The sequence below is a fragment of the Marinobacter sp. W-8 genome, from assembly GCF_044342215.1.
In the GTDB taxonomy this organism is placed as follows: Bacteria; Pseudomonadota; Gammaproteobacteria; order Pseudomonadales; family Oleiphilaceae; genus Marinobacter; species Marinobacter nauticus.
In genome coordinates this window covers 2,371,700-2,395,567 of sequence record NZ_CP172297.1, presented here as the reverse complement: position 1 = coordinate 2,395,567, position 23,868 = coordinate 2,371,700, and the positions used below count along the sequence as shown (strand labels likewise).

21 protein-coding genes and 2 tRNA genes are annotated in these 23,868 nt (G+C 56.0%); 8 read left to right on the top strand and 15 right to left on the bottom strand.

Annotation, left to right across the window (positions count from 1 at the left end):
* Positions 1-273 precede the first annotated feature (273 nt).
* From ACF8YQ_RS11145 to ACF8YQ_RS11135, 3 genes are read left to right on the top strand one after another with little or no spacing between them, the layout of a single operon-like run.
* Complete coding sequence (locus ACF8YQ_RS11145; protein ID WP_396621406.1) at positions 274-1,416, top strand: ABC-three component system protein; 1,143 nt, start codon at positions 274-276, stop codon at positions 1,414-1,416.
* Complete coding sequence (locus ACF8YQ_RS11140) at positions 1,417-1,899, top strand: hypothetical protein (protein WP_396621405.1); 483 nt, start codon at positions 1,417-1,419, stop codon at positions 1,897-1,899.
* Complete coding sequence (locus ACF8YQ_RS11135; protein WP_396621404.1) at positions 1,896-3,854, top strand: DUF3732 domain-containing protein; 1,959 nt, start codon at positions 1,896-1,898, stop codon at positions 3,852-3,854. Before ACF8YQ_RS11140 ends, ACF8YQ_RS11135 begins: the two co-directional genes overlap by 4 nt.
* Before the next feature lie 121 nt (positions 3,855-3,975).
* Here the strand turns inward: ACF8YQ_RS11135 and ACF8YQ_RS11130 are convergent.
* Positions 3,976-4,057 (bottom strand) — tRNA-Gly (locus ACF8YQ_RS11130).
* Between the two features lie 183 nt (positions 4,058-4,240).
* Between ACF8YQ_RS11130 and ACF8YQ_RS11125 the strand changes: the two genes are divergently transcribed.
* A protein-coding gene (locus ACF8YQ_RS11125; protein ID WP_396621403.1) for an IS3 family transposase occupies positions 4,241-5,382 on the top strand; the annotation gives its coding sequence in 2 pieces (ribosomal slippage) (positions 4,241-4,493 and positions 4,493-5,382; 1,143 coding nt in all).
* A gap of 13 nt (positions 5,383-5,395) precedes the next feature.
* On the opposite strand, the gene ACF8YQ_RS11120 is transcribed toward ACF8YQ_RS11125, so the two are convergent.
* Both ACF8YQ_RS11120 and ACF8YQ_RS11115 read right to left on the bottom strand, forming a co-directional pair.
* A complete protein-coding gene (locus ACF8YQ_RS11120) occupies positions 5,396-5,926 on the bottom strand; it encodes a tyrosine-type recombinase/integrase (RefSeq protein WP_396621402.1) in 531 nt (176 codons plus the stop codon).
* 192 nt (positions 5,927-6,118) lie between these two features.
* A tRNA-Arg gene (locus ACF8YQ_RS11115) sits at positions 6,119-6,195 on the bottom strand.
* A gap of 193 nt (positions 6,196-6,388) precedes the next feature.
* Here ACF8YQ_RS11115 and ACF8YQ_RS11110 point away from each other — a divergent pair.
* Complete coding sequence (locus ACF8YQ_RS11110) at positions 6,389-6,961, top strand: hypothetical protein (protein ID WP_011785969.1); 573 nt, start codon at positions 6,389-6,391, stop codon at positions 6,959-6,961.
* Positions 6,962-7,030: 69 nt separating this feature from the next.
* Here the strand turns inward: ACF8YQ_RS11110 and ACF8YQ_RS11105 are convergent, their stop codons facing one another.
* Both ACF8YQ_RS11105 and ACF8YQ_RS11100 read right to left on the bottom strand, forming a co-directional pair.
* On the bottom strand, positions 7,031-9,874 hold the full coding sequence (locus ACF8YQ_RS11105; RefSeq protein ID WP_396621401.1) for an insulinase family protein: 2,844 nt from the start codon (positions 9,872-9,874) through the stop codon (positions 7,031-7,033).
* Between the two features lie 42 nt (positions 9,875-9,916).
* Complete coding sequence (locus tag ACF8YQ_RS11100) at positions 9,917-10,216, bottom strand: hypothetical protein (RefSeq protein WP_022992890.1); 300 nt, start codon at positions 10,214-10,216, stop codon at positions 9,917-9,919.
* Positions 10,217-10,593: 377 nt separating this feature from the next.
* On the opposite strand from ACF8YQ_RS11100, the gene ACF8YQ_RS11095 reads away from it, so the two are divergent.
* Positions 10,594-12,579 carry an SDR family oxidoreductase gene (locus ACF8YQ_RS11095; protein WP_224850367.1) on the top strand — a complete coding sequence of 662 codons (1,986 nt, stop codon included), beginning with the start codon at positions 10,594-10,596 and terminating at the stop codon, positions 12,577-12,579.
* 60 nt (positions 12,580-12,639) lie between these two features.
* On the opposite strand, the gene rnt is transcribed toward ACF8YQ_RS11095, so the two are convergent.
* Together rnt and pyrC are read right to left on the bottom strand one after the other, a co-directional pair.
* The gene (gene rnt / locus ACF8YQ_RS11090; protein WP_396621400.1) at positions 12,640-13,305 is read right to left on the bottom strand and encodes a ribonuclease T; all 666 of its coding nucleotides are present in this window, start codon (positions 13,303-13,305) and stop codon (positions 12,640-12,642) included.
* A gap of 37 nt (positions 13,306-13,342) precedes the next feature.
* Complete coding sequence (gene pyrC, locus ACF8YQ_RS11085; protein WP_396621399.1) at positions 13,343-14,374, bottom strand: dihydroorotase; 1,032 nt, start codon at positions 14,372-14,374, stop codon at positions 13,343-13,345.
* Positions 14,375-14,532: 158 nt separating this feature from the next.
* Here pyrC and ACF8YQ_RS11080 point away from each other — a divergent pair, with 158 nt between their 5' ends.
* On the top strand, positions 14,533-15,462 hold the full coding sequence (locus ACF8YQ_RS11080) for an OmpA family protein (protein WP_396621398.1): 930 nt from the start codon (positions 14,533-14,535) through the stop codon (positions 15,460-15,462).
* A 22-nt stretch (positions 15,463-15,484) separates the two neighbouring features.
* Here the strand turns inward: ACF8YQ_RS11080 and ACF8YQ_RS11075 are convergent, their stop codons facing one another.
* Positions 15,485-16,411 carry a histone deacetylase family protein gene (locus ACF8YQ_RS11075; protein WP_226595777.1) on the bottom strand — a complete coding sequence of 309 codons (927 nt, stop codon included), beginning with the start codon at positions 16,409-16,411 and terminating at the stop codon, positions 15,485-15,487.
* 203 nt (positions 16,412-16,614) lie between these two features.
* Here ACF8YQ_RS11075 and ACF8YQ_RS11070 point away from each other — a divergent pair, with 203 nt between their 5' ends.
* Positions 16,615-19,362 carry a GNAT family N-acetyltransferase gene (locus ACF8YQ_RS11070; protein WP_396621397.1) on the top strand — a complete coding sequence of 916 codons (2,748 nt, stop codon included), beginning with the start codon at positions 16,615-16,617 and terminating at the stop codon, positions 19,360-19,362.
* Positions 19,363-19,375: 13 nt separating this feature from the next.
* On the opposite strand, the gene rdgC is transcribed toward ACF8YQ_RS11070, so the two are convergent.
* From rdgC to ubiG, 7 genes are all read right to left on the bottom strand, one after another.
* Complete coding sequence (gene rdgC, locus ACF8YQ_RS11065) at positions 19,376-20,302, bottom strand: recombination-associated protein RdgC (RefSeq protein WP_396621396.1); 927 nt, start codon at positions 20,300-20,302, stop codon at positions 19,376-19,378.
* Between the two features lie 100 nt (positions 20,303-20,402).
* The gene (locus ACF8YQ_RS11060; protein ID WP_011785959.1) at positions 20,403-20,603 is read right to left on the bottom strand and encodes a DUF2788 domain-containing protein; all 201 of its coding nucleotides are present in this window, start codon (positions 20,601-20,603) and stop codon (positions 20,403-20,405) included.
* A gap of 60 nt (positions 20,604-20,663) precedes the next feature.
* The gene (gene yaaA / locus ACF8YQ_RS11055; protein ID WP_396621395.1) at positions 20,664-21,434 is read right to left on the bottom strand and encodes a peroxide stress protein YaaA; all 771 of its coding nucleotides are present in this window, start codon (positions 21,432-21,434) and stop codon (positions 20,664-20,666) included.
* A gap of 12 nt (positions 21,435-21,446) precedes the next feature.
* The gene (locus ACF8YQ_RS11050) at positions 21,447-21,680 is read right to left on the bottom strand and encodes a glutaredoxin family protein (RefSeq protein ID WP_396621394.1); all 234 of its coding nucleotides are present in this window, start codon (positions 21,678-21,680) and stop codon (positions 21,447-21,449) included.
* A complete protein-coding gene (locus ACF8YQ_RS11045; protein ID WP_396621393.1) occupies positions 21,680-22,432 on the bottom strand; it encodes a YciK family oxidoreductase in 753 nt (250 codons plus the stop codon). The genes ACF8YQ_RS11050 and ACF8YQ_RS11045 overlap by 1 nt, the downstream gene beginning before the upstream one ends.
* A gap of 63 nt (positions 22,433-22,495) precedes the next feature.
* Positions 22,496-23,176: a phosphoglycolate phosphatase gene (gene gph / locus ACF8YQ_RS11040; RefSeq protein ID WP_158011885.1), complete on the bottom strand. Its 681-nt coding sequence runs from the start codon at positions 23,174-23,176 to the stop codon at positions 22,496-22,498.
* Positions 23,151-23,867, bottom strand: coding sequence for a bifunctional 2-polyprenyl-6-hydroxyphenol methylase/3-demethylubiquinol 3-O-methyltransferase UbiG (gene ubiG / locus ACF8YQ_RS11035; protein WP_014421957.1), 717 nt, complete (start codon positions 23,865-23,867; stop codon positions 23,151-23,153). The genes gph and ubiG overlap by 26 nt, the downstream gene beginning before the upstream one ends.
* Between the last annotated feature and the right edge of the window lies 1 nt (position 23,868).

Genomic DNA, 23,868 nt, shown 5'->3' with positions numbered 1-23,868 from the left:
GCGGCCACTCGTCTTCTTTACCACGGACCCTAATTTTTTGTTTTTTGGCACGCTTGCCATTGGAAATGCAATTTTTAAAGTTGTTGAAACTGACAGAACGTCTTCAAATGACTGTATGGTAAGGGTTTGTGAAGTAGGCTAAGCTATTGATTAATTTAATCGAAGGCGTCATGTTCAATGAGATTGTTGCGGCGCTGAGCAATGGGTATGGGGCTGAAATTGTGGTTTCGATGCTGCTGAAAAATCTCTACTAAAACAGTTCCAGGAGCGGCTATGACGACGACAAGCGCAGGTGGACAGATGGCTGGCTACTTATGGCAGGCTTCAGAAGCTTGCCGGCGAGCCTTGACTAGTCCAAACGATGCTATTGTCAAAATCGAAATTGAGGACGATTTATCGGTTGCGAGTATGGAGGGAGTCATTCAATCATGCGAGCAGTTGAAACACAGCGAATATATCCAGTCAATTAGCGAAAGTAGCCCGATTTGGTGGCAAGCAATAGACGCCTGGATAAGGGGGCCGGCTCCAGAGAATTCCAAGTTGAGACTGGTTACTACGAGTAACTTGAAGCCAAGCTCTCTTCTGGCTTCATGTTACCTACCAACTGGGCTTCCTCCATGGGAGTCCTTGCTAGACGAAATGAATATGAAGGCTAGCGAGGCAGCCAATAAGCAACTTGCGGAAAAAGGCGTGTATGCGCGCTGGAGTGCGCTAGGACATGCCCAGCGCAAACTGCTCACTCGAATTGAGATTGCAAGTTCGCAAAATCGGTTGGCAGCCACTAACGACCAACTTGATGAAACTCTCATGGATCGTGGTGTCTCCCCACTAATTGTGTCGCAGGTTCGTGAGTCTCTAGTCGGAGCTTTTATGACCCGACTCACGAACTCGTTAGACTCTGGTGGCTTCGAAGTGAGCGTTAAAGCAATGAACGTTGACTTTCTTGAGGCCCACGCTCGCCATGCGGAATTCGGCAATTACGATTTCCCGGATTTGGAGTACACCGAGGAAGAAGTTTATGCCCTTCGGGCCGAGCATCATCAGCACCTTATTCCACAGCTCGTTGCTATCAAACGAGACCAGCCAAACACAATTGCCCGCGCGTTGAAAAACTGGTTTGAAGCTCGTGCACTGCGCCAAGAACTTATGGATGGTGCGCCTCATGTAGTTCAGGATCTGAAAAAGCACGATAAGAACTTAGAGGATTACTGCCAGACGTTACATGAAGAGCATCTGCCGGCTAAAGATGCGGAACATGCTATGGAGGTCGGACGAGACGTGCATTCAAGCTGCATGAAGTATCAATCAAAGTTGGGGCGCACTGACCCTCCGCTTCAATTCACGCAAGGAAGTTATCACGAGATGAGCAATGCGTTGCGGCTGAAATGGAATCCTTCCTATGAAGAGGAGAAATAGGTGCGGCATTTTTTGGACACAGAAATTCATCAAGAGCCTTTGGCAGCGGCAGTGATTCTATTCTGGCTCGCGGAAAGTCATGCTAAAGCAAGACATCTCAAAGATGGAATTCTGATTCCTTGGGCGATGCTGGGAATTGGATTAGTCGCGACGGAATCGACACTTGAGTCCTTACCACAAAAGAAACAAACGCTTGCGGGTTGGCTTAGAAGTGAAGGGGCGCGAAGCTGGCGCGGATATTCTAAGCAGACCATCCTTGCTTGGAAGGACGCATTTTGGGCTGCTTTTGCACACGGTGAAGCAGCCGGAATTTTAACCATAGAGGATGGAAGGCTGGTTGCTAAAGGAAAAATTGGGTCTATCGAACCCAATAGTCACTCTCAGTTTGTTCGTCGCGCGGCCCGTGCCATTGGTGGGACCATTGGAGGTGAGCAGGATGATCTGCGTGTTGCCAGCGCTTTAGGATTGGAGTTTGAAGTATGACTTGGAGAATAAAGAGCCTCGTTCTATATCAAAGAGGAGGAACAGATCGCCGAAAAATAAACTTCAATCTCCACGGGGTGAATGTCATCACCGGTAATAGCCAAACCGGTAAGTCGGCTGTCTTGGATATACTGAACTATATTCTGATGAGTCGGTCATGCCCCATTCCGAAGGGAATAATTCGTCGTGCCGTGTCGCACGTCGGAGGGCACCTAGTTGGCCCGGAGGGCGAGCTCTTAATTGTTCGGCCACTGCCAGCTCCGGGGGCCAAGGTCTCCACACAAGGTTGGTATCAAGTGGGAAAGGATCTTGAGTTCCCCAATGATCTTCCAGAGATGATATCCAATCGTACCCAAATACGTGACGTTCTCTCTTCATTTACTGGAATTGCGGGTGCAGCGATTCTCTCCAATCCCAGAGAGCCCTCGGAAGAAGTTTTGGCAGAGGCGAATATTCGGCACGCCGCTCCGCTGATTTTCCAACCCCAGGACGTCATCGCGAATCGTCATGTGAGTGTTCCTGGCTTGGATAGAGATGAACATCGGCGACACATGCTCGATGCACTGCCATTCCTACTTGGTATCGAAAATAGAGAGCTTCTTGAAGCGCGAGTTCGTCTGCGTAGGCTTAAGTCCGAGCTGGCCGCGCTCAAAATGAAACGTAAGGAACGAGGGAAACTTAGAGCCAATACTTTTGCTCGTGGCCATAAGCTGTGGCTTGAAGCACAGGGTATTGGTTTACTGAGTGGGGAGAGCCCGCAGTCGGTTCCAGAGCTGTTGGAGATATTGCGGAATATTCATGTCGATGAAAATAGACGGTTTAATGTGGCGACCGCAATTCCGAACATCCGCCAATTGGAGGCAGATGAGCAGAAAGCCCGGAACGCGGTCCTAGAGGCTCGGAAGAAAGTTCGTGGTCTTCTTGATTTCGAGCGTAACGCCGGAATTCATCAAGACGTGGTTTCTCGGCAGTTCAATAAGCTATCTATTTCGGACCTCCTCCCGACCCAAATAAAAAATGGGGGATGTCCGATTTGCGACTCTAAGCAATTTCATCCAGAGCGACAGCGGGAGCAGTTGAAGCAAACCCTTTCGTCTTTAAGTGGAATCCGTGCGGTTCCTCTCAGAGTGGACGCGAAAGCTCGAAAAGCTCGGGTACGCCAAGAAGAAGAGCTTGTACCTCTTGAGGAACAGCACGAAGCTGCTCGAAGCAGACTTCGTGAGGCCATAATAACTATTTCGAAAAACGCTGAGTACCTCGCGGCAGATCGGGAAATTGATCGCCTACTAGGGCGAATAGCGGAGTACATCCGAACAGTCGATACTGGTGATATGGATGACGATGAGGAAAGCTCTGCCTTGCTTGAAGTTGAAATTGATTTGCTGGAGAAAGAAATTAACTCCATCGCTATGCGCCGCCGGAAAACGCAGGAATCTATTAATAGGAAGATGACAGAGCTTGCTCGACGGATGGAGGTCGAGTTTAGGAATGGCAACGCTTCCATCTCTGTGAACGACCTCTCTATAAGCGTCCAGATCGATCCAGACAGCGATGAAATGACAAGTTTGGCCGAGATCGGTAGTGGGGCAAACTGGGTCAGTTATCACCTGGCGGGGATTTTGGCTATTCACAATCATTTGGCGCGCAATGCATGCCCGGTACCCAGAGCTTTGCTTCTTGACCAGCCGAGTCAAGCCTGGTTTCCAGAAGAGTTGCGCACTACTGATAATGGAGGTGAGCTGTTGCCCGAGGATGAAGAAGATACCAATCGGGTACGCGACATTTATCGTCTGCTAGACGAAATGACTGATAACGAGGATTTTTCACAGATTATCGTGATGGATCACGCTAAGTTTGGCGATGATTGGTTCAAAAAGATGGTTCGCTATGAATGGCGACATGGGGAAAAGTTGGTGCCGGAGCACTGGACTTCTCAACCTGCGAATACATCCTGAATCACACCTAGTGAAACGAACGCACCAACTAGAAAATGCCTAATGGCATCATAGGGACTGGGGGATATACACTAGTAATAGGCTGAATGTCGCCTGGTATATAACCTTCAGATCAAAGTCATATACCAGGCGGGACTCGAACCCGCATGCCCGAGGGCGGCGACATGGCAAGTCGCTGTGTCTACCAATTCCACCACTGGCCGATAATAACGGGACAAACCCGTCATCGAAAATGCAGAGTACCGATGGGATAGCGGCTCGTCAATGCCCCTCTTTTGTTTGGTACATAATGTCCATATCAGAGTGGAGTGACCCTACCCCAGAATTTAGGTCCATTTAAAACTGGAAAATCCGGCATGATAGAGCCCTGAGCAGGAGATCATGCCATGAAGCGATCCCGTTACACCGAAGAGCAGATTGCCTTTGCCCTGAAGCAGGCCGAGCTGGGCACCCCGGTTCCCGAAGTCTGTCGCAAGATGGGCGTCTCGGATGCCACGTTCTACAACTGGCGCAAGAAGTATGGCGGCCTTGGCCCGTCCGAGCTGAAGCGGCTCAAGCAACTGGAGGAGGAAAACCATCGCCTCAAGAAGCTGGTGGCCGACTTGAGCCTGGACAAGGCTATGCTCCAGGATGTGGTGGCAAAAAAGCTCTGAGACCGCCTCGTAAACGCCAACTGGTGGCTGACTTACAAGCACGGTACGGAGTCAGCGAACGCCAGGCGTGTGCGGTCTTGCAGTTTTCTCGGGTGTCTTGTCGATACCAATCAGTGGCGAGGGATTCATCGGCATTGTCGATGAGGATCCGCGAGATTACTCTCACGCGGCTTCACTACGGTTACCGGCGTGTGCATGTCCAACTCCAACGAGAGGGCTGGCGTGATAACCACAAGCGGGTTTACCGGCTTTATCGGGACCAGGGATTGTCGCTTCGCCTCAAGCGTCCCAGGCGCAACAAGGCAGCCAAGAACCGTCAGCCACTTCAACAAGCCAACCATCCCAATCACATCTGGGGCATGGATTTTGTCTCGGATGCGCTGTTTGATGGCCGCAGGCTACGCCTGCTGACGATCATCGACCTTTTCACCCGGGAGTGCCTTGGCATTGTGGTTGGTCAGAGCCTGAAGGGCCACGATGTTCAAGAAGCCCTGACGGCGATTGCACGGTTTCGAGGTAATCCTGAAGTTCTTAAGACCGATAACGGTTCGGAGTTTGCCGGCAAGGTCATGGATCGCTGGGCCTATGAGCGAAACATCGAAATCGACTTCTCGCGACCGGGCAAGCCTACCGACAATGCGACGGTAGAGTCCTTCAATGGACGACTCCGGCAGGAGTGTCTGAACGAAAACTGGTTCTTGTCACTGGCCGACGCCCGGGAGAAAATCGAAGCATGGAGGGCGTTCTATAACCAAGTCAGACCCCATTCCGCATTGGAGTGGTCCACGCCCTCGGACTACGCCAGGAAACATGCGGTTTCACGAAGAAAACAGAAGCAACTGGAGCCGGATTTTTCCAACTCTGGGTGGACCTAATACGGGGTCAGGGTCACTCGCCAATGCGTTGCCGAATACGATGGGCTGTCTCATGTTTGCGTTGGTTTTCTATTTCACGGAGGGCCTCAAGCACTGTGGCAGGCTTTATTTCTGACAATGGCAGGTGCCCCAGCTTGGGGTAAGCCCAGGTCTCAAGTCGCCTCCGTGCCACTTCGAGTGTGCTGTCAGCAAGTTCGCCTTTCTTCAGTTTGAGCCAATCCTCAGCGACTGCCTTAAAGGTATCTGCCTTCTCCTGTTGAGCGGCTTTCAGTTGCTTTTTGGTTTCGTTGGGGTCGGTGCCTGTAGCAATCTGTTGTCGTGCTTCTGAACGCCTTTGACGAGCCACCTTCAACGAAACGTCCGGGTATACCCCGAGGGCCAGTGTTTTCTCCTTGCCATCGAACCGATACTTCATGCGCCAGTACTTTCCGGAGGGCTGGATATCCAGGTGCATGCCTTGGCTGTCCGAGAGCTTGGTGCGCTTTCCGTACTTCGCGAAGGTGGCTGACTTGACCTGTCTGTCCTTTAGTTTGTCTGTTGCCATGGGGGGGTGGCTCCGCAGTGGGGGTACAAATTTCACTATAACGGGGTGCATCGCGATTTGCACCCCCAGAAGTACCCCCAAAAAGCATGGCTCTGCATGGAATTTGGTGGAGTTCAGTGGACTAAAGGGTGAGGTTAAAACGTTTAAAAACAGTGGTATATGGAAGGTGGTGGATCTTGGTGGAAGTGCAGGTGGTACCCCCGGCAGGACTCGAACCTGCTACCTTCCCCTTAGGAGGGGGACGCTCTATCCAGATGAGCTACGGGGGCATCGTAAAGGAGGCGGTATGATAACGGCCTGAGGCAGCGGGCTCAAGGCCGTCATTTTTCATTTGTTCACACTGTCTTGCCGTTTCCGGGTAGATCACGTGGGTAGTCGCTGACTATCATAGGCTCGGCCTGTTTACAGGCAGGGGATGGCGCGGAGCCGTCGGATCAAGTACCGGATAAAAAGGAAATCTGCATGAAGTTCTACAAGTTGCTTGCGCTGTTGCTGGTCGTGTCTTTCTCCCAGGCCAGTCTGGCTCAGAGTTTTGGTGGCTTTGACTCCTACGGCGAGGGCACGAAATCCCTGCTGACTACCGTTGTGAAACAGCTGGGTGTCAGTGATCCCGACAACAGTGTGAAGGTCAAGGTATTTGACACCATTGACGTTGCTTTGGAAGGCAACTGGTACTCCTACTGGGTTGGCATGAACGACCTGGCCAGCTCTAAATACCAGGATGGCGCCGAGAAAGGCTTTGTGCAGGTGATGTTGCCCACCAACGACTCGGGCATCTGGATTCTGACGTTCAACAAGGCAAAGGATATTCCCCAGATTATTGTCTCCATGGCCCAGATTCGTCATGGCAGCCAGGACGGAGCCTTGTCTGTGTATAACGAGAAGAAAAACGACACCGAGAACTACGAAGTAAAGAATGAAAGCGACAAGTTTGCTTTTATTCAGGAGAAGGGCAAGGTGGCATTCAGCATTCTGAATGTGGGGACCGGCACTGGGTCTGTGGTGTATTTCAATCAGTTTGCGGTGGATCTGTAACCGGCTTTGTTAACCCGACAACCTGCCCGGCAGGCGAATGATCGCCGGGCAGGTTCGTAGTATCTCTCGTCAATCCTTCGGTACAGGGCCCAGGTCCCGCAGGATCTGAAGGATCGCCTCATCATTCACGGCATCGCCTCCGGTGGTGACCAGCAGAGCACGTTGTCGTTCAAGCATGGCCTGTTCGAAGGTCTCTTTCAGTTCCTCCAGCGATACGTTCCGAATAGCGTCGGCCAGGGCTTGTCGGCTGTTAAACTCGGCATTTTCCCGGTCGATCTCCCGCCAGTATCGGCTGGAGACTTCGCTCAGTTGCCGGTCACGCTCCAGCAGTTGGCTGATCACCGCCTGTTTTTCCCGCTTAATCCGGGTGTCATCCATCTCCGCCAGTTGTTGCGCAAAGGTTTGGCTGAATTCCTTGACGGCCGAGTCGATGGCAGATGCATCAGCGGATGGGGATTGCACAACCAGCCCGAGCGCCGGCGTTTCCAGAATCTCGAACGCGGTCGCGTAGACGATGTATCCGAGCTGGCGCGTGGTCCGGATTTCCTCATAGAACGGGCTACTGATGATTTGTGCCAGCAACCGATACCGGGCTCGCTCGGCGTAGGAAGTGTTGTTGCCCTGCAGGTATAAGGTGTAACCGGTATCGGGGTGCTCAACCGCCAGATGTGCGGCGGTCTGGCTCGGAGGCAGCTGGCGAATTCGCGCCCGATCCACGTTGGTACGCTGGTGATCGTTCAGCACCAGAGCCTGTACCTGTCTGGCCATATTCAGGGCACTGGCCTGTGTCAGGTTGCCATGGGCGAGCATGACGGGATCAGTGCGGGCGAGGAAACTGCCGGCAAACCCCCTCAGCTCATTCAGTGTGACGTCGCGCGCAGCGGCCAGGCGCTCCTCCGCGGGAAACGTGCCTTCCAGCAATGCGGTTTGGACAAATTCCGAAGTCTGCTGCACCGGCCGTTCTTTGCTCTTGTTTTCCAGAGCATCCATCAGGTTCTGTCGCGCAATCCTGAATCGCTGTTCGGTAAGGGCGGGATTGGCGAACTCCAGCAATATCTGGTTAGCCAGCTTGTGCAGCTTGTCGCTGTAACCGCCGACACGGATGGTAACGCCACGAAGATGGGGGTAGACGCTGTAGTCCAGCCCGGCCAGCCGGGCAGAATAGGCCCAGGCGTTGAGGTTGGTGTTAATGGCGTCCACCAGCAGTTGTGTGAGCACTGAACTCCGGGCGGATTCCCGCGCTGCCGGCGTTCTCAGGCTGACAAACAGATTGGCTTTCGGAGTGGCGAAACGGGTATCCCGGGCGTACCAGATATCCAGTCCGTCCAGTTCGGCAATTTTCTCCGGGTGAGCCATGCTGTCCCCCCCCACCAGTTCGAGATCTTCTGGAACAAAGGGGTTGGATTCGGGCAGGGCAAGCTGTTCAGCCAGGCTGGGAGCTGCCGGGTTATCGAGGTTCAGGGGCGTCCTGACCCATGGCGTCTGATACCACCGCGTGAGGTTCGGCTCGCTCGCGTCCAGGTTGGGGGCGGCAACCCAGACTTTAAGGTTGGCTGGTTTCAGCTGATCGAGGATCGCCTTGTATTGCTCTGGGGCATACCTCTCCAACAGCCAGGGGGCGCTTAGAACATCTTCAGGCGGATAGTCCTTGAGGAGTCTGGACAGTCGCATGGCCTCGCTTTGCGCTTCAGCGCGTTCCCGGAAACGGAAATCAATCATGGCCAGCTGTCGCATCTCGTTGAAGCGTTGCTGGCTGATGCCGTTGTCACGAATACGATCTATATATTCAAAGGTGAGGGCAATGATCTCATCCTGGTGTTCCAGGCCTTCCCGGGTGAGCGACATGCTGATGTCGAGAGTGGCGTGTTCGCCGGTGTCCATCCCTGTGCCTGCGGAAAGGCTTTCTACCATGCCTGCGCGTTTCAGAACGTCAAACAGGCTGCCGGGGCCTTCGTGGCCCAGCAGGTTGGCAACGTAGGCTGCGGGTTTGCTTTTGTAGTAACGCTGCTGAGAGGGGATCGGGAAAGACAGCGTTATGCTGCGATTGTCTTTCAGCGTCTCGGCTGTCACTTTCTCTGGCAACCGGGAGGTGTCGTACAGCGGGTGAGGGTGAACCTTGGGTTCAAGGTTACGGTTGGCGATGGCGCCAAAGCGCTCCTGCACCATGCGTTCCAGCTCATCCAGCGGCTGTGGGCCGTAGACTGCCAGGGTCATGATGTTCGCCGAATAGTTTTCTTCCCAGAAACGAATCAGGTCAGGCCGAAGCGGGTTGCCTTCGGTATTTTCCAGGGTCTCCAGGTTGCCGACCGCAAACTGGCTGAAGGCATGCTTCTGATTGCCCGCCGCCTTCCTGACAGAAAGCAGGCGCCGGCCGTCATCTTTAAGCTTGGAACTGTACTCGGAGTGGACGGCATTGCGCTCACGATCCACCAGTTCCGGCGTGAACAGAGGATGAGAAAACTGTTGGGCGAACCGGTCCAGCGCCGGCTCCAGAAACTCGGCTTCGACATCAAAGAAATAGTTGGTGTCCTCAAACGCTGTGAACGCGTTATGACTGCCGCCGTGGCTGCGAATAAATTGCTGGTATTCGCCTGCCTCCGGGTACTTCTCGGTGCCCAAAAACAGCATGTGCTCGAGAAAGTGCGCCAGGCCTGCCCGCTCTTTCGGGTCGTTTCCGCTGCCCACGGCAACGTTCATGGAGGCGGCGGCTTTGTCCGTTTCCGGGTCCGAAGCGAGGATCACGCGCAAGCCATTGTCGAGTTCGATGAACCGGTACTGGTTCGGGTCGTTGGGACTTTGGGTGGGTGACACACTGGCTGTCGCCAGTGGAGCCAGTAACACGGTGACGACAAGCAACAGCCTCTGCAGCAGAGCGTAGCGAGATCGAACAGGTAACGGATGTTTCGAAGTCATGGGGCCTCGGGTTCCGGAATGGCGTTCAGGTTGGAAAAGGGATCAGTGCATCTGGTTGTTTTTGGCGCTCTCAGGCTTCTGTTCTATGGTTTGGCGCGCGAGTTTGGCCGCCTGGTCAGCGTCGAGTTCACCAGAGGCGATCCGCTCCAGCACCGTCGCCATGATCGCAACGGACTGTCGATAATCGGCAAACTCGGCCTGAAACGCCTTGTCGATTGCCTGGTATACGGCCTGGATCTTGTCTTCCCGGGAACCACTGTCGGCGGCAGTGTCGTTGATGGCCTTCAGGCAGGCACGGGCGATGGCAATATAGCGTTCGGTGTTCGGATTGTTTTTCGGCATGGGAGTTTCTTTTAAACCTTGATGTCTGGCTCGGTTAGTGACGCCGGATGGCGCTGGAAGTTCCCGATTATGTCATTGGTAAGAACCTCTTGCATTGCCTCGTCGTAATTAAATGACCCAATGCGGTGGTCGCGGTTTCTTGTGCTAATCTCAATCACATTGTGTCGATAAACCGGACAGGGAGTGAGGTGGAGTTGGCTGCTTTTAGAGTAATGGCTCTAACAAAAACAATGGGTTACAGAGTAAAAACTCTAAAAAAGTTCGATACTTGAGGGTTGCAATTAAGTAGAATTGCCGACCGATGGAATCAGCTACGACTTTAGTCGTATCTGTGTCGGTTAAAGACAAAAAAACACAACAGGCAGAATGGAGTACCTATGAATTATTTCCTGACAGGCGGCACCGGTTTTATCGGTCGTTTTCTGGTTGAGAAACTCTTGGCGCGCGGCGGCACCGTGTATGTTCTGGTTCGCGAGCAGTCCCAGGACAAGCTGGAGCGGCTCCGGGAGCGCTGGGGTGCAGACGACAAGCAAGTGAAGGCTGTGATCGGCGACCTCACCAGCAAAAACCTTGGTATTGACGCGAAAACGCTGAAATCACTGAAAGGAAATATTGACCACGTATTCCATCTTGCCGCGGTCTACGACATGGGCGCAGACGAAGAAGCCCAGGCCGCCACCAATATCGAAGGCACCAGGGCGGCTGTTCAGGCTGCAGAAGCCATGGGCGCCAAGCATTTCCATCATGTGTCATCCATCGCGGCAGCGGGTCTGTTCAAGGGTATCTTCCGGGAGGATATGTTCGAAGAAGCCGAGAAGCTTGATCATCCTTACCTGCGCACCAAGCACGAATCCGAAAAAGTTGTGCGTGAAGAATGCAAGGTTCCGTTCCGCATCTACCGCCCTGGTATGGTCATTGGCCATTCGGAAACCGGCGAAATGGACAAGGTGGACGGGCCCTATTACTTCTTCAAGATGATTCAGAAGATCCGTCATGCGTTGCCCCAGTGGGTACCCACCATCGGTATTGAAGGTGGCCGGCTGAACATTGTACCGGTGGATTTCGTGGTCGACGCCCTGGATCACATTGCCCATCTGGAGGGCGAAGATGGCAACTGTTTCCATCTGGTGGACTCCGATCCGTACAAGGTGGGTGAGATCCTCAATATCTTCTGCGAGGCCGGCCATGCCCCCCGCATGGGTATGCGCATCGATTCCCGGATGTTCGGTTTTATTCCGCCGTTTATTCGCCAGAGCATCAAGAATCTGCCTCCGGTCAAGCGCATTACTGGTGCGCTTCTGGATGACATGGGCATTCCGCCCTCGGTGATGTCCTTCATTAACTACCCGACCCGTTTTGATACCCGGGAGCTGGAGCGGGTTCTGAAGGGCACAGACATTGAGGTGCCGCGTCTGCCGTCCTATGCCCCGGTGATCTGGGACTACTGGGAGCGCAATCTTGACCCGGATCTGTTCAAGGACCGCACTCTCAAGGGCACGGTTGAAGGTAAGGTTTGCGTGGTCACCGGCGCGACCTCAGGTATTGGCCTGGCAACGGCAGAGAAGCTGGCAGAGGCCGGTGCCATTCTGGTCATTGGTGCGCGCACCAAGGAAACTCTGGATGAAGTGGCGGCCAGTCTGGAGGCCAAAGGCGGCAACGTGCATGCGTACCAGTGCGACTTTTCGGACATGGACGACTGCGACCGCTTTGTGAAGACGGTGCTCGATAATCACGGCCACGTGGATGTACTGGTGAATAACGCGGGTCGCTCCATCCGCCGCTCCCTGGCGTTGTCTTTTGACCGGTTCCACGATTTTGAGCGGACCATGCAGCTCAACTACTTTGGCTCCGTTCGGCTGATCATGGGCTTTGCGCCAGCCATGCTGGAGCGTCGCCGCGGGCACGTGGTGAATATTTCTTCCATCGGGGTACTTACCAACGCTCCGCGTTTCTCGGCCTATGTCGCCTCGAAGTCCGCACTGGACGCGTTCAGCCGCTGTGCCGCTGCGGAATGGTCGGATCGCAACGTGACCTTCACCACCATCAACATGCCGTTGGTGAAAACGCCGATGATCGCGCCCACCAAGATCTACGATTCGGTGCCGACGCTGACACCGGATGAAGCCGCGCAGATGGTGGCGGATGCGATTGTGTACCGGCCCAAGCGCATTGCCACCCGTCTTGGCGTGTTCGCGCAGGTTCTGCATGCGCTGGCACCGAAGATGGGTGAGATCATTATGAATACCGGCTACCGGATGTTCCCGGATTCTCCAGCAGCCGCTGGCAGCAATTCCGGCGAAAAGCCGAAAGTCTCTACCGAGCAGGTGGCCTTTGCGGCGATTATGCGGGGGATATACTGGTAATCGTCGTTATAAGCCAAAAAAACCCGCCTCGGCGGGTTTTTTCGTTTCAGGTTGGAGATTTCATTTCTGGGGTTCTTCTGCAATTTCGATTGGCGGCGGCGGAAACCCGCCCAGTTCACGCCAGCGATTGACGATGCCGCAGAACAGGTCTGCTGTCTTTTCCGCGTCGTAGGCGGCAGAGTGGGCTTCCTTGTTGCTGAAGGGAATGCCCGCCAGTTTACAGGCCTGGGCCAGCACGGTGTGGCCGTAGGCGAGGCCCGCCAGGGTAGCGGTATCAAACGTCGAGAATGGATGGAACGGGTTGCGTTTGATATCGGCCCGCAGCGCTGCCGCGAAAACGAAATTATGATCAAACGTGGCATTGTGGCCCACCAGTACCGCGCGCTTGCAGTCGTGTTCTTTTACCGCCTTGCGGATGGGAGAAAAAATCTCGCTCAGGCCTTCCCGTTCCGGTACCGCCTCCCGCTCCGGATTCCAAGGATCGATACCGGTGAAATCCAGGGCCGACTGCTCCAGATTGGCGCCTTCGAACGGGTCGATCTGCTGCACGTGGGTTTCGCCCCGGCGCAGCCAGCCATCCTCATCCATGGTCAGCATTACGGCGGCGATTTCCAGCAGAGCATCACGTTCCGGGTTGAAGCCGGCGGTTTCCACATCGACCACCACCGGCAGAAAGCCGCGAAAGCGCTGGGACATGGGGTGGGGCTGTTTGTTTTCGTCTGACACTCGAACTCCGATGTTCGTGGTAGTGAATGAATAGGGTTTACGCCAGGCGCCAGTTAACGGTTTCGCCGGCCTTCAACGGAACAATGCCGCCGCCGGCCAGAGGCAGGTTCTCTGGCATGGTCCAGGGTTCCCGGATCAGCGTCACGGTGTCGGTGTTCCGGGGCAGGCCATAGAAATCGGCGCCGTTGAAGCTGGCAAAGGCTTCCAGCTTGTCCAGAATGCCCAGTTCCTCGAAGATATCGGCATACAGGCCGATGGCGCCGTAGGCGGAGTAACAGCCAGCACAGCCGCAGGCGGCTTCCTTCTTGTCTTTCGCGTGTGGGGCAGAATCCGTGCCCAGGAAGAAGCGGGGATCGCCACTGGCCACCGCCTCTCTGAGTGCTTGCTGATGCTTGTTGCGCTTGAGGATGGGCAGGCAGTAAAGGTGTGGGCGAATACCGCCGACCAGCATGTGATTGCGGTTATACATCAGATGCTGTGGTGTGAGAGTTGCTCCGAGGTTATTGCCTTGGTGGCTACGGACAAATTCGGCCGAATCGGCCGTGGTGATATGCTCAAGAACCACCCGGAGCGACGGGAACGCTGCCAGCGTTGGTGCCAGAACCCGCTCCAGAAACACCTTTTCCCGATCGAAAATATCGATGTCGCTGTCGGTCACCTCGCCGTGTACCAGCAACAGCATGCCGCAATCCGCCATCGCCTCCAGCACCGGGTAGATATTGCGAATGTCCGTTACGCCGGAGGCAGAGTTGGTGGTGGCGCCAGCCGGGTACAGTTTCGCTGCCTCTACGCCGGCGGCTTTGGCTTCACGAATGGTCTCGGCGGTGGTGCTCTCGGTCAGATACAGGGTCATCAGGGGCTGGAAGTCCGTTCCCCGGGCCGCGGTCTGAATGCGATCCCTGTACGCCATGGCCGCGCTGGCATCGGTTACCGGCGGTACCAGGTTAGGCATGATGATAGCGCGGCCGAAGCAGGCGGCGGTGGCGGGCACCACATCGTTCAGAATGTCGCCGTCGCGCACGTGCAGGTGCCAGTCGTCCGGGCGTGTGATGGTTATCTGTCGGGTCATGAGAAGGTATCCGAAAGCGAGCGCAAAATTTCGCGGATTATATCAGAAGCGAAAAGCAGATGTTTTTAACCTCATCGTAAGTTATCCGGCTCAAGTTCCCGGTCGGGTCGCCGTTAACCGGTTAGTTCACTGGTTTAAAGGCTCCACGGGGCATTCCTATGGTTTTACCCAATTGGTTCTTCAGGCAGAGCAGATTGCTGAAATTGCTGGCGACGGCAGGGTTGATGTCATTGCCCTCTGCGCCTGTGCTGTCATCCAGTTATGGTGCCGGTATTGAAAACAGCCAGTGGTATCTCTCCGAGTCGGTCTTTGAGTGTTCCCTTGTCCATGAGGTCCCTGGCTTTGGCCGCGCAGTGCTCAGGCACCGGGCAGGGGAAGACCTGCGTTTCTATCTCGAATCGGATCTGAGTGTGATGCGCCCCGGCCAGGGTCAGTTAGTGGTCGAAGCTCCGCCCTGGCGGCCAGGAGTTCCACCGAGCCCCATTGGTGCTGTGCAGGTAACGGATAGTCCGCGCTCGGTGAACCTGGGGAATCGGGAAGCGGTGTTGATTGCCCAGGGGTTGTCCCGAGGTATGCAGCCGACAGTAACCCGAGCCGCGGTATACAGCGGCCAGCCCGTGCGGGTGCAGTTGTCGAATGTGAATTTTTCCGGCCCGTACGCCGGCTATCGTGAGTGCGTGGCCAGTCTGCTGCCGGTTAACTTCGACCAGATTCGGCGCAGCCGGGTTCCGTTTGCCAGCGGGAGTACCAGCCTGTCACAGGCAGATATGAACCTGCTCGACAATATTGTGACCTACGTGATGGCCGACAGCACGGTAGAGAGAATCTTCGTGGACGGCCATTCCGACAGTATTGGTAGCCGGATTGATAACCGCGCGCTGTCGGAGGAAAGAGCCAACGTGGTGGCCGAGTATCTCAAATCCAGGGGAATTGATGAGACTATGCTGACGGTCCGGGCCCACGGCGATCAGTATCCGGTTTCCCGCCGGCCGGCTGATAACCGCCGCACCACCATTCGTTTGCAACGCCAGGGTGAGCGCCCGGAACTGCTGCAGGCTAACGGTATGGGAAGCGAGTTTTCGGGATAGCCGGAACACGCCATCCCGAGTTTCAATATACTGCGTTCAGGACTTCCAGGTGCGCGGCCACACCCTCTGCCAGGGCTTTCAGGTGATACCCGCCTTCCAGCGTGGAGATGATGCGGTCGTTGGAGTGGTCATGGGCGACACTCACCAGCATTTCCGTTAACCATCGATAATCCTCGGTTTCCAGATTCAGCTCCGCCATGGGGTCCAGCCGATGCCCGTCAAAGCCTGCCGAGATCAACACCAGTTGCGGACGAAAATCCTGCAGTTTCTTGAGCCAGGCGGCTTCAACCGTCTTGCGGTACTCAGCCGCTGAGCAGTCGGCTGCAATCGGCGCATTGACAATATTGTCGGCCTGCCGGTGCACGTGGGAGTGCGGATAAAACGGATGCTGAAAGCTGGAACACATCAGTATGCGTTCATCACCACTGACAATATCTACCGTGCCGTTACCCTGATGCACATCGAAATCGACAATGGCCACCCGCTCAAGGTGGTGGAAGGTGAGCGCCCGCATCGCCGCCAGGGCGATATTGTTATAGAAACAGAACCCCATCGACTTGGCACGTTCGGCGTGGTGTCCCGGTGGCCGGGCGCAGACAAAAGCGTTAGTTACCTGGCTGCTCATCACCATATCGACAGCCTGCACATTGCCCCCCGCGGCCAGCTTCGCCGCTCTCAGGGTGTCCGGCATCATCGCGGTGTCCGGGTCGGTGAACACCCGGCCCCGGGTTGGCTGCATCAGGTCCAGCTGGTGCAGATAGCTTTCCGGATGCACGGTCAGCAGTTGGTCCCGGGTGATTTCTTCCGGACGAACCCAGTCCAGTTCCTGTTGCAGATTGGTATCCGCAAGGTAGGCGAGAATGCTTGAAAGACGCTCTGGGCTTTCCGGGTGCTCCGGGCCCATGTTGTGTTTCATGCAGTCGTCGTGGGAAAAAAATGCCGTGGTCATGGGTAATGCCTGAACCTGAATATGCTTATTATCGCTTTCATGTTATCAGGGATAACCGAAGCCTGTCGTATTTCTTTGGTCTAATAACCCGTTAGTCGATTTACATCATGAATTCGCCACCTAAGATAAGGTATACACTGATAAGCAAGTCGTTTTATTGAAGTCTGTACATTCCTGTCGCGCACACCACTGGGAGAGCCGCGTTGAGTACCCGCTATCTGGAAAGCCTGTTCAATCCTGAATCCATTGCCGTTATTGGCGCCTCGGAACGCGCTGACAACCTCGGGGGTATGGTGTTGCGGAACCTGCTGGGCGGCGGCTATCCGGGTCGGCTCGTGGTGGTCAACCAGAGCGACTACGAGAACGTGCACGGGGTGCCCTGTGTGCGCAAAGTGTCCAAACTGGATTTCAGTCCGGACCTGGCGATCATCTGTACCCCGCCGGATACGGTGCCCAAATTGATCCGCAAGCTGGGTGAATGTGGCGTGCGTACCGCCATTGTAATGACCGGGGGCATGTCCCGGACTCACAGTAAAACCGGCCAGCCATTGATGTATTCAGTGCGCGATGCCGCCCGGGAGACCGGCATCCGCGTGCTGGGTCCCAACACCATCGGTTTGATGGTGCCGGCGCGGCATCTGAACGCCACCTATGCCCATATGGGGGCCATTCCCGGCCGCGTTGCCTTCGTGGGGCAGTCCGGCACCATAGCCAGTTCGGTGCTGGACTGGGCTTTTGCCAGGGGGGTGGGCTTCTCTTACTTCCTGACCCTGGGCGATGGCATGGACATCGATCACGACGACCTGATCGACTATCTGGCCCAGGACACCCAGACCAGGGCGATTCTTCTGCACATTGAAAACATCCCCAATCCCAGGCGTTTCATGTCAGCGGTGCGGGTGGCCTCCCGAACCAAGCCTGTGATTGCGGTGAAATCCGGACGGGTGCCCGAATCCGAGTGGTTTACCCATGCCTTGCCCGCTGGTATCAAACGCAGCGACCCGGTATACGATGCCATGCTTCAGCGCGCCGGTGTGTTGAGGGTGGACGGGCTTGGCCAGATGTTTGATGCCCTGGAAACCCTGACCCGGATGCGCCCGCTGCGTCGGGAATCCCTGGCCATCATGGCCAACGGCGTGGGCCCCGGCGTATTGGCGGTAGATCGGCTGGCGGATCTCGGCGGTGAACTGGCGGAGCTGTCGGAAGATACGGTCAGGGAACTGGGAGAACTGTTGCCGCCGTACTGGACCCGCAAGAACCCCATCGACCTGAACTATGACGCCACGCCCGAGCTCTATGGCAAGGCCATCAAGATTCTGGCGAAGGACCCGAACGTGGCTAACGTACTGGTGATGTACGCACCCACACTGATCGAAGACAGCTTGCAGATTGCCGATTCCGTGGTGCAGGCGTCCAAGGGCACCCGTCTGAACATCTTTACCTGCTGGTTGGGGCAGAGCACGGTGATGGATTCCCGGGAAGAGTTTTACCGGGCTGGGCTGCCATCGTTCTTTAACCCGGAAAAAGCGGTGATGGCGTTTATGCAGCATGTTCGGCATCAGCGCATTCAGCGGCTGCTGACCGAGACGCCCGAATCGTTTACAGACCACTTCGCCGACCGGGCCAACACCCGCAAACTGGTCGCCAGGGCCTTGCGGGATGGCCGGCGGCATCTGTCTAACCGGGAAGCCCGGCGGGTGATCTGCGACTACGGCATCAATACCATTGAAACCGTCTACTGTGATGACGTGGAAGAGGTGCTGGAGGTCTTCGCAGTCGAGCGCCGCCCCATTGATGTAACTGTCATCCACGAAGATGTGTGTTATCCGTTCCTGGATCTGAGCCCGACCCAGCGCCGCTATAAGGGCACGGTCAAAAAGCTCAACAGCGAACAGGTGATCATCGACAGCTGCCGCTTCCTGATGGACGAATATCGGGAGCATTTCCCGAAAAGCGGCTTTCTGGGCTTTGCCGTCCAGCGTTCCTACCAGCATGTTGGCGGCATCGAATTCAGTGTGGGGATCACCCGTGATGAAGTCTTTGGGCCATTGGTGGTTTGTGGGGCAGCCGGTGCCCAGATCAACATCATGACTGACCGCCAGATAGCCTTGCCGCCGTTGAACATGGTGCTGGCCCGCGAGCTGCTGCGGCGCACTTACATGTACAAACTGCTTAAAGAACACAGCCTGAAGCCGGAAGAGGATATCCGGGCAGTGTCCGAAACCCTGGTGACGCTGTCACAGATTGTGATCGATATACCGGAGATCAAGGGCCTGGAAATCTCGCCGTTGTTGTTCAATGAGCAGGGCGCCGTTGCTGTAAACATCGCCATTGACCTGGATGAACATCCGGTCAAGCCCATTATCCAGCCCTACCCGCGAGAGCTGGAGGAGTGGCTGGTATTGCCCAAATCCGGTCGCCGCGTGATTATTCGCCCGGTGCTGGCGGAGGATGAGCCTGCCCACCGGCTGTTTCACGAGCATCAGTCTCCGGAATCCATCCGTTACCGATTCTTCCAGTACCGCAAGCATTTTTCCCGGGAAGACGTGGCCCAGATGGTGCAAATCGACTATGACCGGGAAATGGTGTTCATCGCCAATGCGCCCCGTGAAGATGGTGAAGGCGAAGAGACCCTCGGTACGGTGCGTACCTGGACCGATGCCGACAATCTGCGTTGCGAGTTCGCCGTCATGGTAGATGACCGGATGAAAGGCGAAGGCCTGGGTGTGGCCCTTATGCAGAAGATGATTGATTATTGCCGTGCCCGGGGCACCATGGAAATGATCGGCAATGTGTTGCCGGACAACCGGCCGATGTTGCAGCTGGCCGAGCATCTGGGGTTCGAGATCAAATACAACCCGGAAGAAGAAGTGATGGATCTGCGGCTGGTGTTGAACGAGCCGCAGAAAGACTGGCAGAAGGAACGGCTGGGAAAAGGGGGGCACCTGTAGGCCCCCGCTTCCATTACTCTTCGACGATGGCGGAGCGATCTTCTCCGCCCAGGGCTTCCAGCAGCCCGGGAATCAGCCGTGACAGCTCCAGAGTCATGATGGTGAAAGCTGCATCAAACTTGGCCAGGGCGTCGTCGACATCGACGTCGTCCAATTGCTCTTGCAGGGTTTCACCGAATTTCAGCCGGCGTATGCCCAGCTCTTCGTCCAGTACGAACGAGACATTGTCGTCCCAGGTCACGGCCAGCTTGGTCACCTGCATGCCAGCTTCCAGGTGGTTGCGGATCTCGTCGGCTTTGAGATCAAGGCCTTTACAGCGTACCACGCCGCCATCTTCTGACGGGTCTTTCAGTTCGCATTCGCTGCCCAGGGTAATGTTGGCAGGGTGATCAATGCTTTCGTTCAGCCAGCCGGTGAAGGTGAAGGCGGGGGATTGCTCAACCGCCGGCGGTCGCACAGGCAGTGATCCCAGGCTCTTGCGCAGGGTGGAGGCTAGATCTTCGGCCTGTTTCGCAGAGCCGGCATCGACCACCAGCACGCCGTCCTGGGGGGCGAGGTAGGCGAAGCAGCGGCGGTTGCGGGAAAATGCCTGGGGCAGCATTTCCAGCATCACCTGCTCTTTCAGTTCGTCTTTTTCCTTCCGGCGCACCTTTCGGCCCTGCTCCAGCTCAATGGCTTCGGCACGCTCTTCCACAGCCTCCTTCACCACTGGCCCGGGCAGGATCTTCTCTTCTTTTCTCAGGGCAATCAGGTGATAACCATTGGCGCTGTGCACCAGCTGGTCGCCATGCTTACCCAGGGGCGGAACCCAGCCCTGGCGATTGGTTTCCTGAGGGCCACAGGGTTTGAATGCGTCCGCCTGGAGTTTCTCTTCCAGCGCTTCAGCGGAAATATCGAAAGGTTTGGTGAAACGGAAAACACGGGCATTACGAAACCACATGGGTCTGAATCCTTGCGTCAGGTCGGAGCTTGTCGAATCGAAAAAAGGGGGAGGGATGATACGGCTACCAGGCGGTAGCCGTAAAGTGACGGCAGGCCGGTCAGATCTGCATAACCTCCACCAGCACGGTTTTCACGATAAAGCCGACAACACCGGCGCCAAGCACGGTGAACAGGGCGATGGTGCCGAATTTGCCGGCCTGGGATTTCTTGGCCAGATCCCAAACAATGAAGCCCATCCAGGCAATAAGGCCGGTCAGAAACACCAGCATGGCGATCTGGGAAAATACTGCTTCGTTCATTGCTACTCCGATATCAACAGATGTCTGAAGGTGTTAAACACAGGTCGGAAAACCGCCTGACTACTGCTCGTCCCGCAGGAAAACCCAGTTGTTGTTATCGGATTGGTCTTCGCTGAAATAGTACCCATCCAGGTTGAAGCCTTTGAGATCATCAGCCTGGGTGATTCGATTCTGGATGGCGTAACGGCACATCAGCCCACGGGCCTTCTTTGCGTAAAAGCTGATCATCTTGTACTGGCCGTTTTTCCAGTCCTTGAACTGGGGCGTAACCAGCCGGGCATCCAGGTGTTTCTTCTGCACGCTCTTGAAGTATTCATTGGAGGCCAGATTCACCAGTACCTTGTCGTCACTGGCCAGGAGCTGGTTCAGGGCATCGGTAATCTTGCTGCCCCAGAACGCGTACAGGTCTTTGCCCCGGGTATTTTCAAACCGGGTGCCCATTTCCAGTCGGTAGGGCTGCATCAGGTCCAGCGGTTTCAGCAGTCCGTAGAGGCCGGAGAGAATCCGCAGGTGTTTCTGGGCGAAACTGAAATCCTCACTACTGAAACTCTCGGCATCCAGACCGGTATAGACGTCGCCCTTGAACGCCAGAACGGCCTGTCGGGCATTATCCAGCGTAAACGGTGTGTGCCAGCTCTGGAAGCGCTCGGCGTTCAGTTGCCCGAGTTTGTCGCTGATGCTCATCAGGTTGCTGACCTGATGCGGTTCCAGCTCCTTGAGCTGGTCAATCAGTTCACAGGCATCGTCCAGGAAGTCCGGTTGGGTATGGGTTTCCGTTGCCAGGGGGCTCTCATAATCCAGAGTCTTGGCAGGGGAGATGATCATCAGCATGTCAGAGGATCCTCATTGCAGAAACGTGAGTAACTGGTCCCTGGTGAACGGCCAGTCCAGCTCCGCCCCGGTGTCGTTGCGGCGCAGAACCGGGATGCGAGTGCCGTAGCTCTCCACCAGGGCTTCGGACTGGGCGATGTCCACCACATCCACCGGAATGGGCTCGGGCATCGGGGTGCTGACCAGCAGCGCCTCTGCCAGTTCGCACAAATGGCACTGGGATGTGGTGTAAAAAAGCAGTTCCATTATTTTTTCGGCTGCGCGTCAATTTGCTGGCCATGAACGCCTTTGCTGTCCCGGCCCATCAGATACAGGTAAACGGGCATCAGCTGCTCCGGGTCCGGGTTTTTCTTCGGATCTTCCGCCGGGTAGGCCAGCACCCGCATGCCTGTGCGAGTCGCGCCCGGGTTCAGGCTGTTTACCCGGATATTGTGGCGCTCGTCGTCCAGTTCGTCGGCGAGTAACTGGGCCAGGCCCTCAACGGCAAACTTGGAGACGGCGTAGGCGCCCCAGTATGCCCGTGCCTGCCGACCAACGCCGGAAGAGGTAAAGATCACGGAGGCGTCATCGGATTTGCGCAGCAGCGGAATCATCGCCCGGCTCAGCAGGAATGGCGCTGTGGCATTCACGTGCATGACCTTGTTCCAGGTTTCCGGATCGTACAGCTCAACCGGGCTGCGAGCACCCAGAATCCCGGCATTGTGCAGGAGACCGTCCAGGCGACCGAAATTGTCTTCCAGGGTCATGGCCAGCTCTTCATAATCCTTGACCGCCGCCCCTTCAAAGTTCATAGGCACGATGGCAGGTTTGGGGTGGCCAGCAGCTTCAATCTCGTCGTAGACTTCCTCCAGCCGCGAGACCGTACGCCCAACCAGGATGACGGTGGCGCCATGGGCAGCAAAGGCTTTGGCGGCAGCGCGTCCGATACCACTGCCGGCACCGGTTACCATGACAATGCGGTCTTTCAGAAGATCGGCGGGTGCCTGGTAATCTTGCATAACCTGTCTCCGTAAATCAGGCCAGACCAGGCCTTGGCCAGCCCGGTCGAAAATAATTGGGCGCTATTGTAACAGCTTTGTCAGGTCGCTGACGGTATCGGCGATGCGGTCGGCTTGCCACAGGTCAACGGTCTCCGGTTGCTCTATGTAGCCGTAACGCACCGCGATGGTGTGCATTCCAGCGTTCCGGCCCGCTTCAATGTCCCGTTCATGATCACCGACATAAACAGATTTTATCGGTTCCACCTGAATCTGACGGCAGGCCAGCAGCAGTGACTCCGGGTGCGGCTTGCGTTCAGCCACATGGTCCGGGCAAATCAGGGCGGCACAGCGTTGCGCCAGGCCCAGGGCTTCGATCAGGGGCACTGCGAAGCGTGCGGGCTTGTTGGTGACAATCCCCCAGGGAATGCCCCGGCTCTCAAGGCTGCTCAGCAACTCGTCCATGCCCGGGAACAGGCTGGTTTCAACGGCCACACCGGTTTCATAGAGATCGAGAAAGGCCGTGTGCTTTTCAGGATAACCCTCGTGTTCGGGCTCCAGCCCGAATCCCACCCGAATCATCGCCCGGGCGCCGTTGGAAACCGAGCGCCGGATCTGTTCTGCGGGCAGTGCCGGCATGCCGTGTTGCTGTCGGAGCTGGTTCAGGCAGCGGATGAAATCCGGGGCGGTGTCAATCAGGGTGCCGTCCAGGTCGAAGAGCACCGCCGCCGGTGTCTGCTCAGTCTTCACGGGTATCCCGGGCATGCATCAGGTAATTGACGTCTACATCCCGCCCAAGCTTGTACACCTTGGTGATAGGGTTGTAGGTCATGCCGGTGAGCTCGCGGACTTCCAGCCCGGCATGGCGAAGATGGTCAGACATCTCCGATGGACGGATAAACTTCTTCCACTCATGGGTGCCCTTGGGCAATAAGTTCAGAACGTATTCGGCACCGACAATGGCAAAGAGGAACGACTTGGGGTTGCGATTGATGGTCGACACGAACAGGTGGCCGCCGGGTTTCAGCATACTGGCGCAGGCTCGAATAACCGATGCCGGGTCGGGTACATGTTCGAGCATTTCCAGACAGGTAACCACGTCATACTGGCCGGCATGTTCAGGATCCCGCGCCAGTTCCTCAATGGTGGTCTGGCGATAGTCCACCTTCACGCCGGACTCCAGGCCATGGAGCTTGGCCACCGACAATGGCGCCTCGCCCATGTCGATACCGGTAACATGGGCGCCCCGAAGTGCCATGCCTTCGGACAGCAGGCCGCCGCCGCAGCCAACGTCCAGAGCCCGTTTGCCGGCCAGCGAGACGCGCTCGTCGATGTAATTCAGTCGCAACGGGTTGATGTCGTGCAGGGGTTTGAATTCACTGGTCGGGTCCCACCAGCGGCTGGCGAGCGCCTCGAATTTCGCAATCTCGTTCTGGTCTACGTTCTGGTTGTTCATG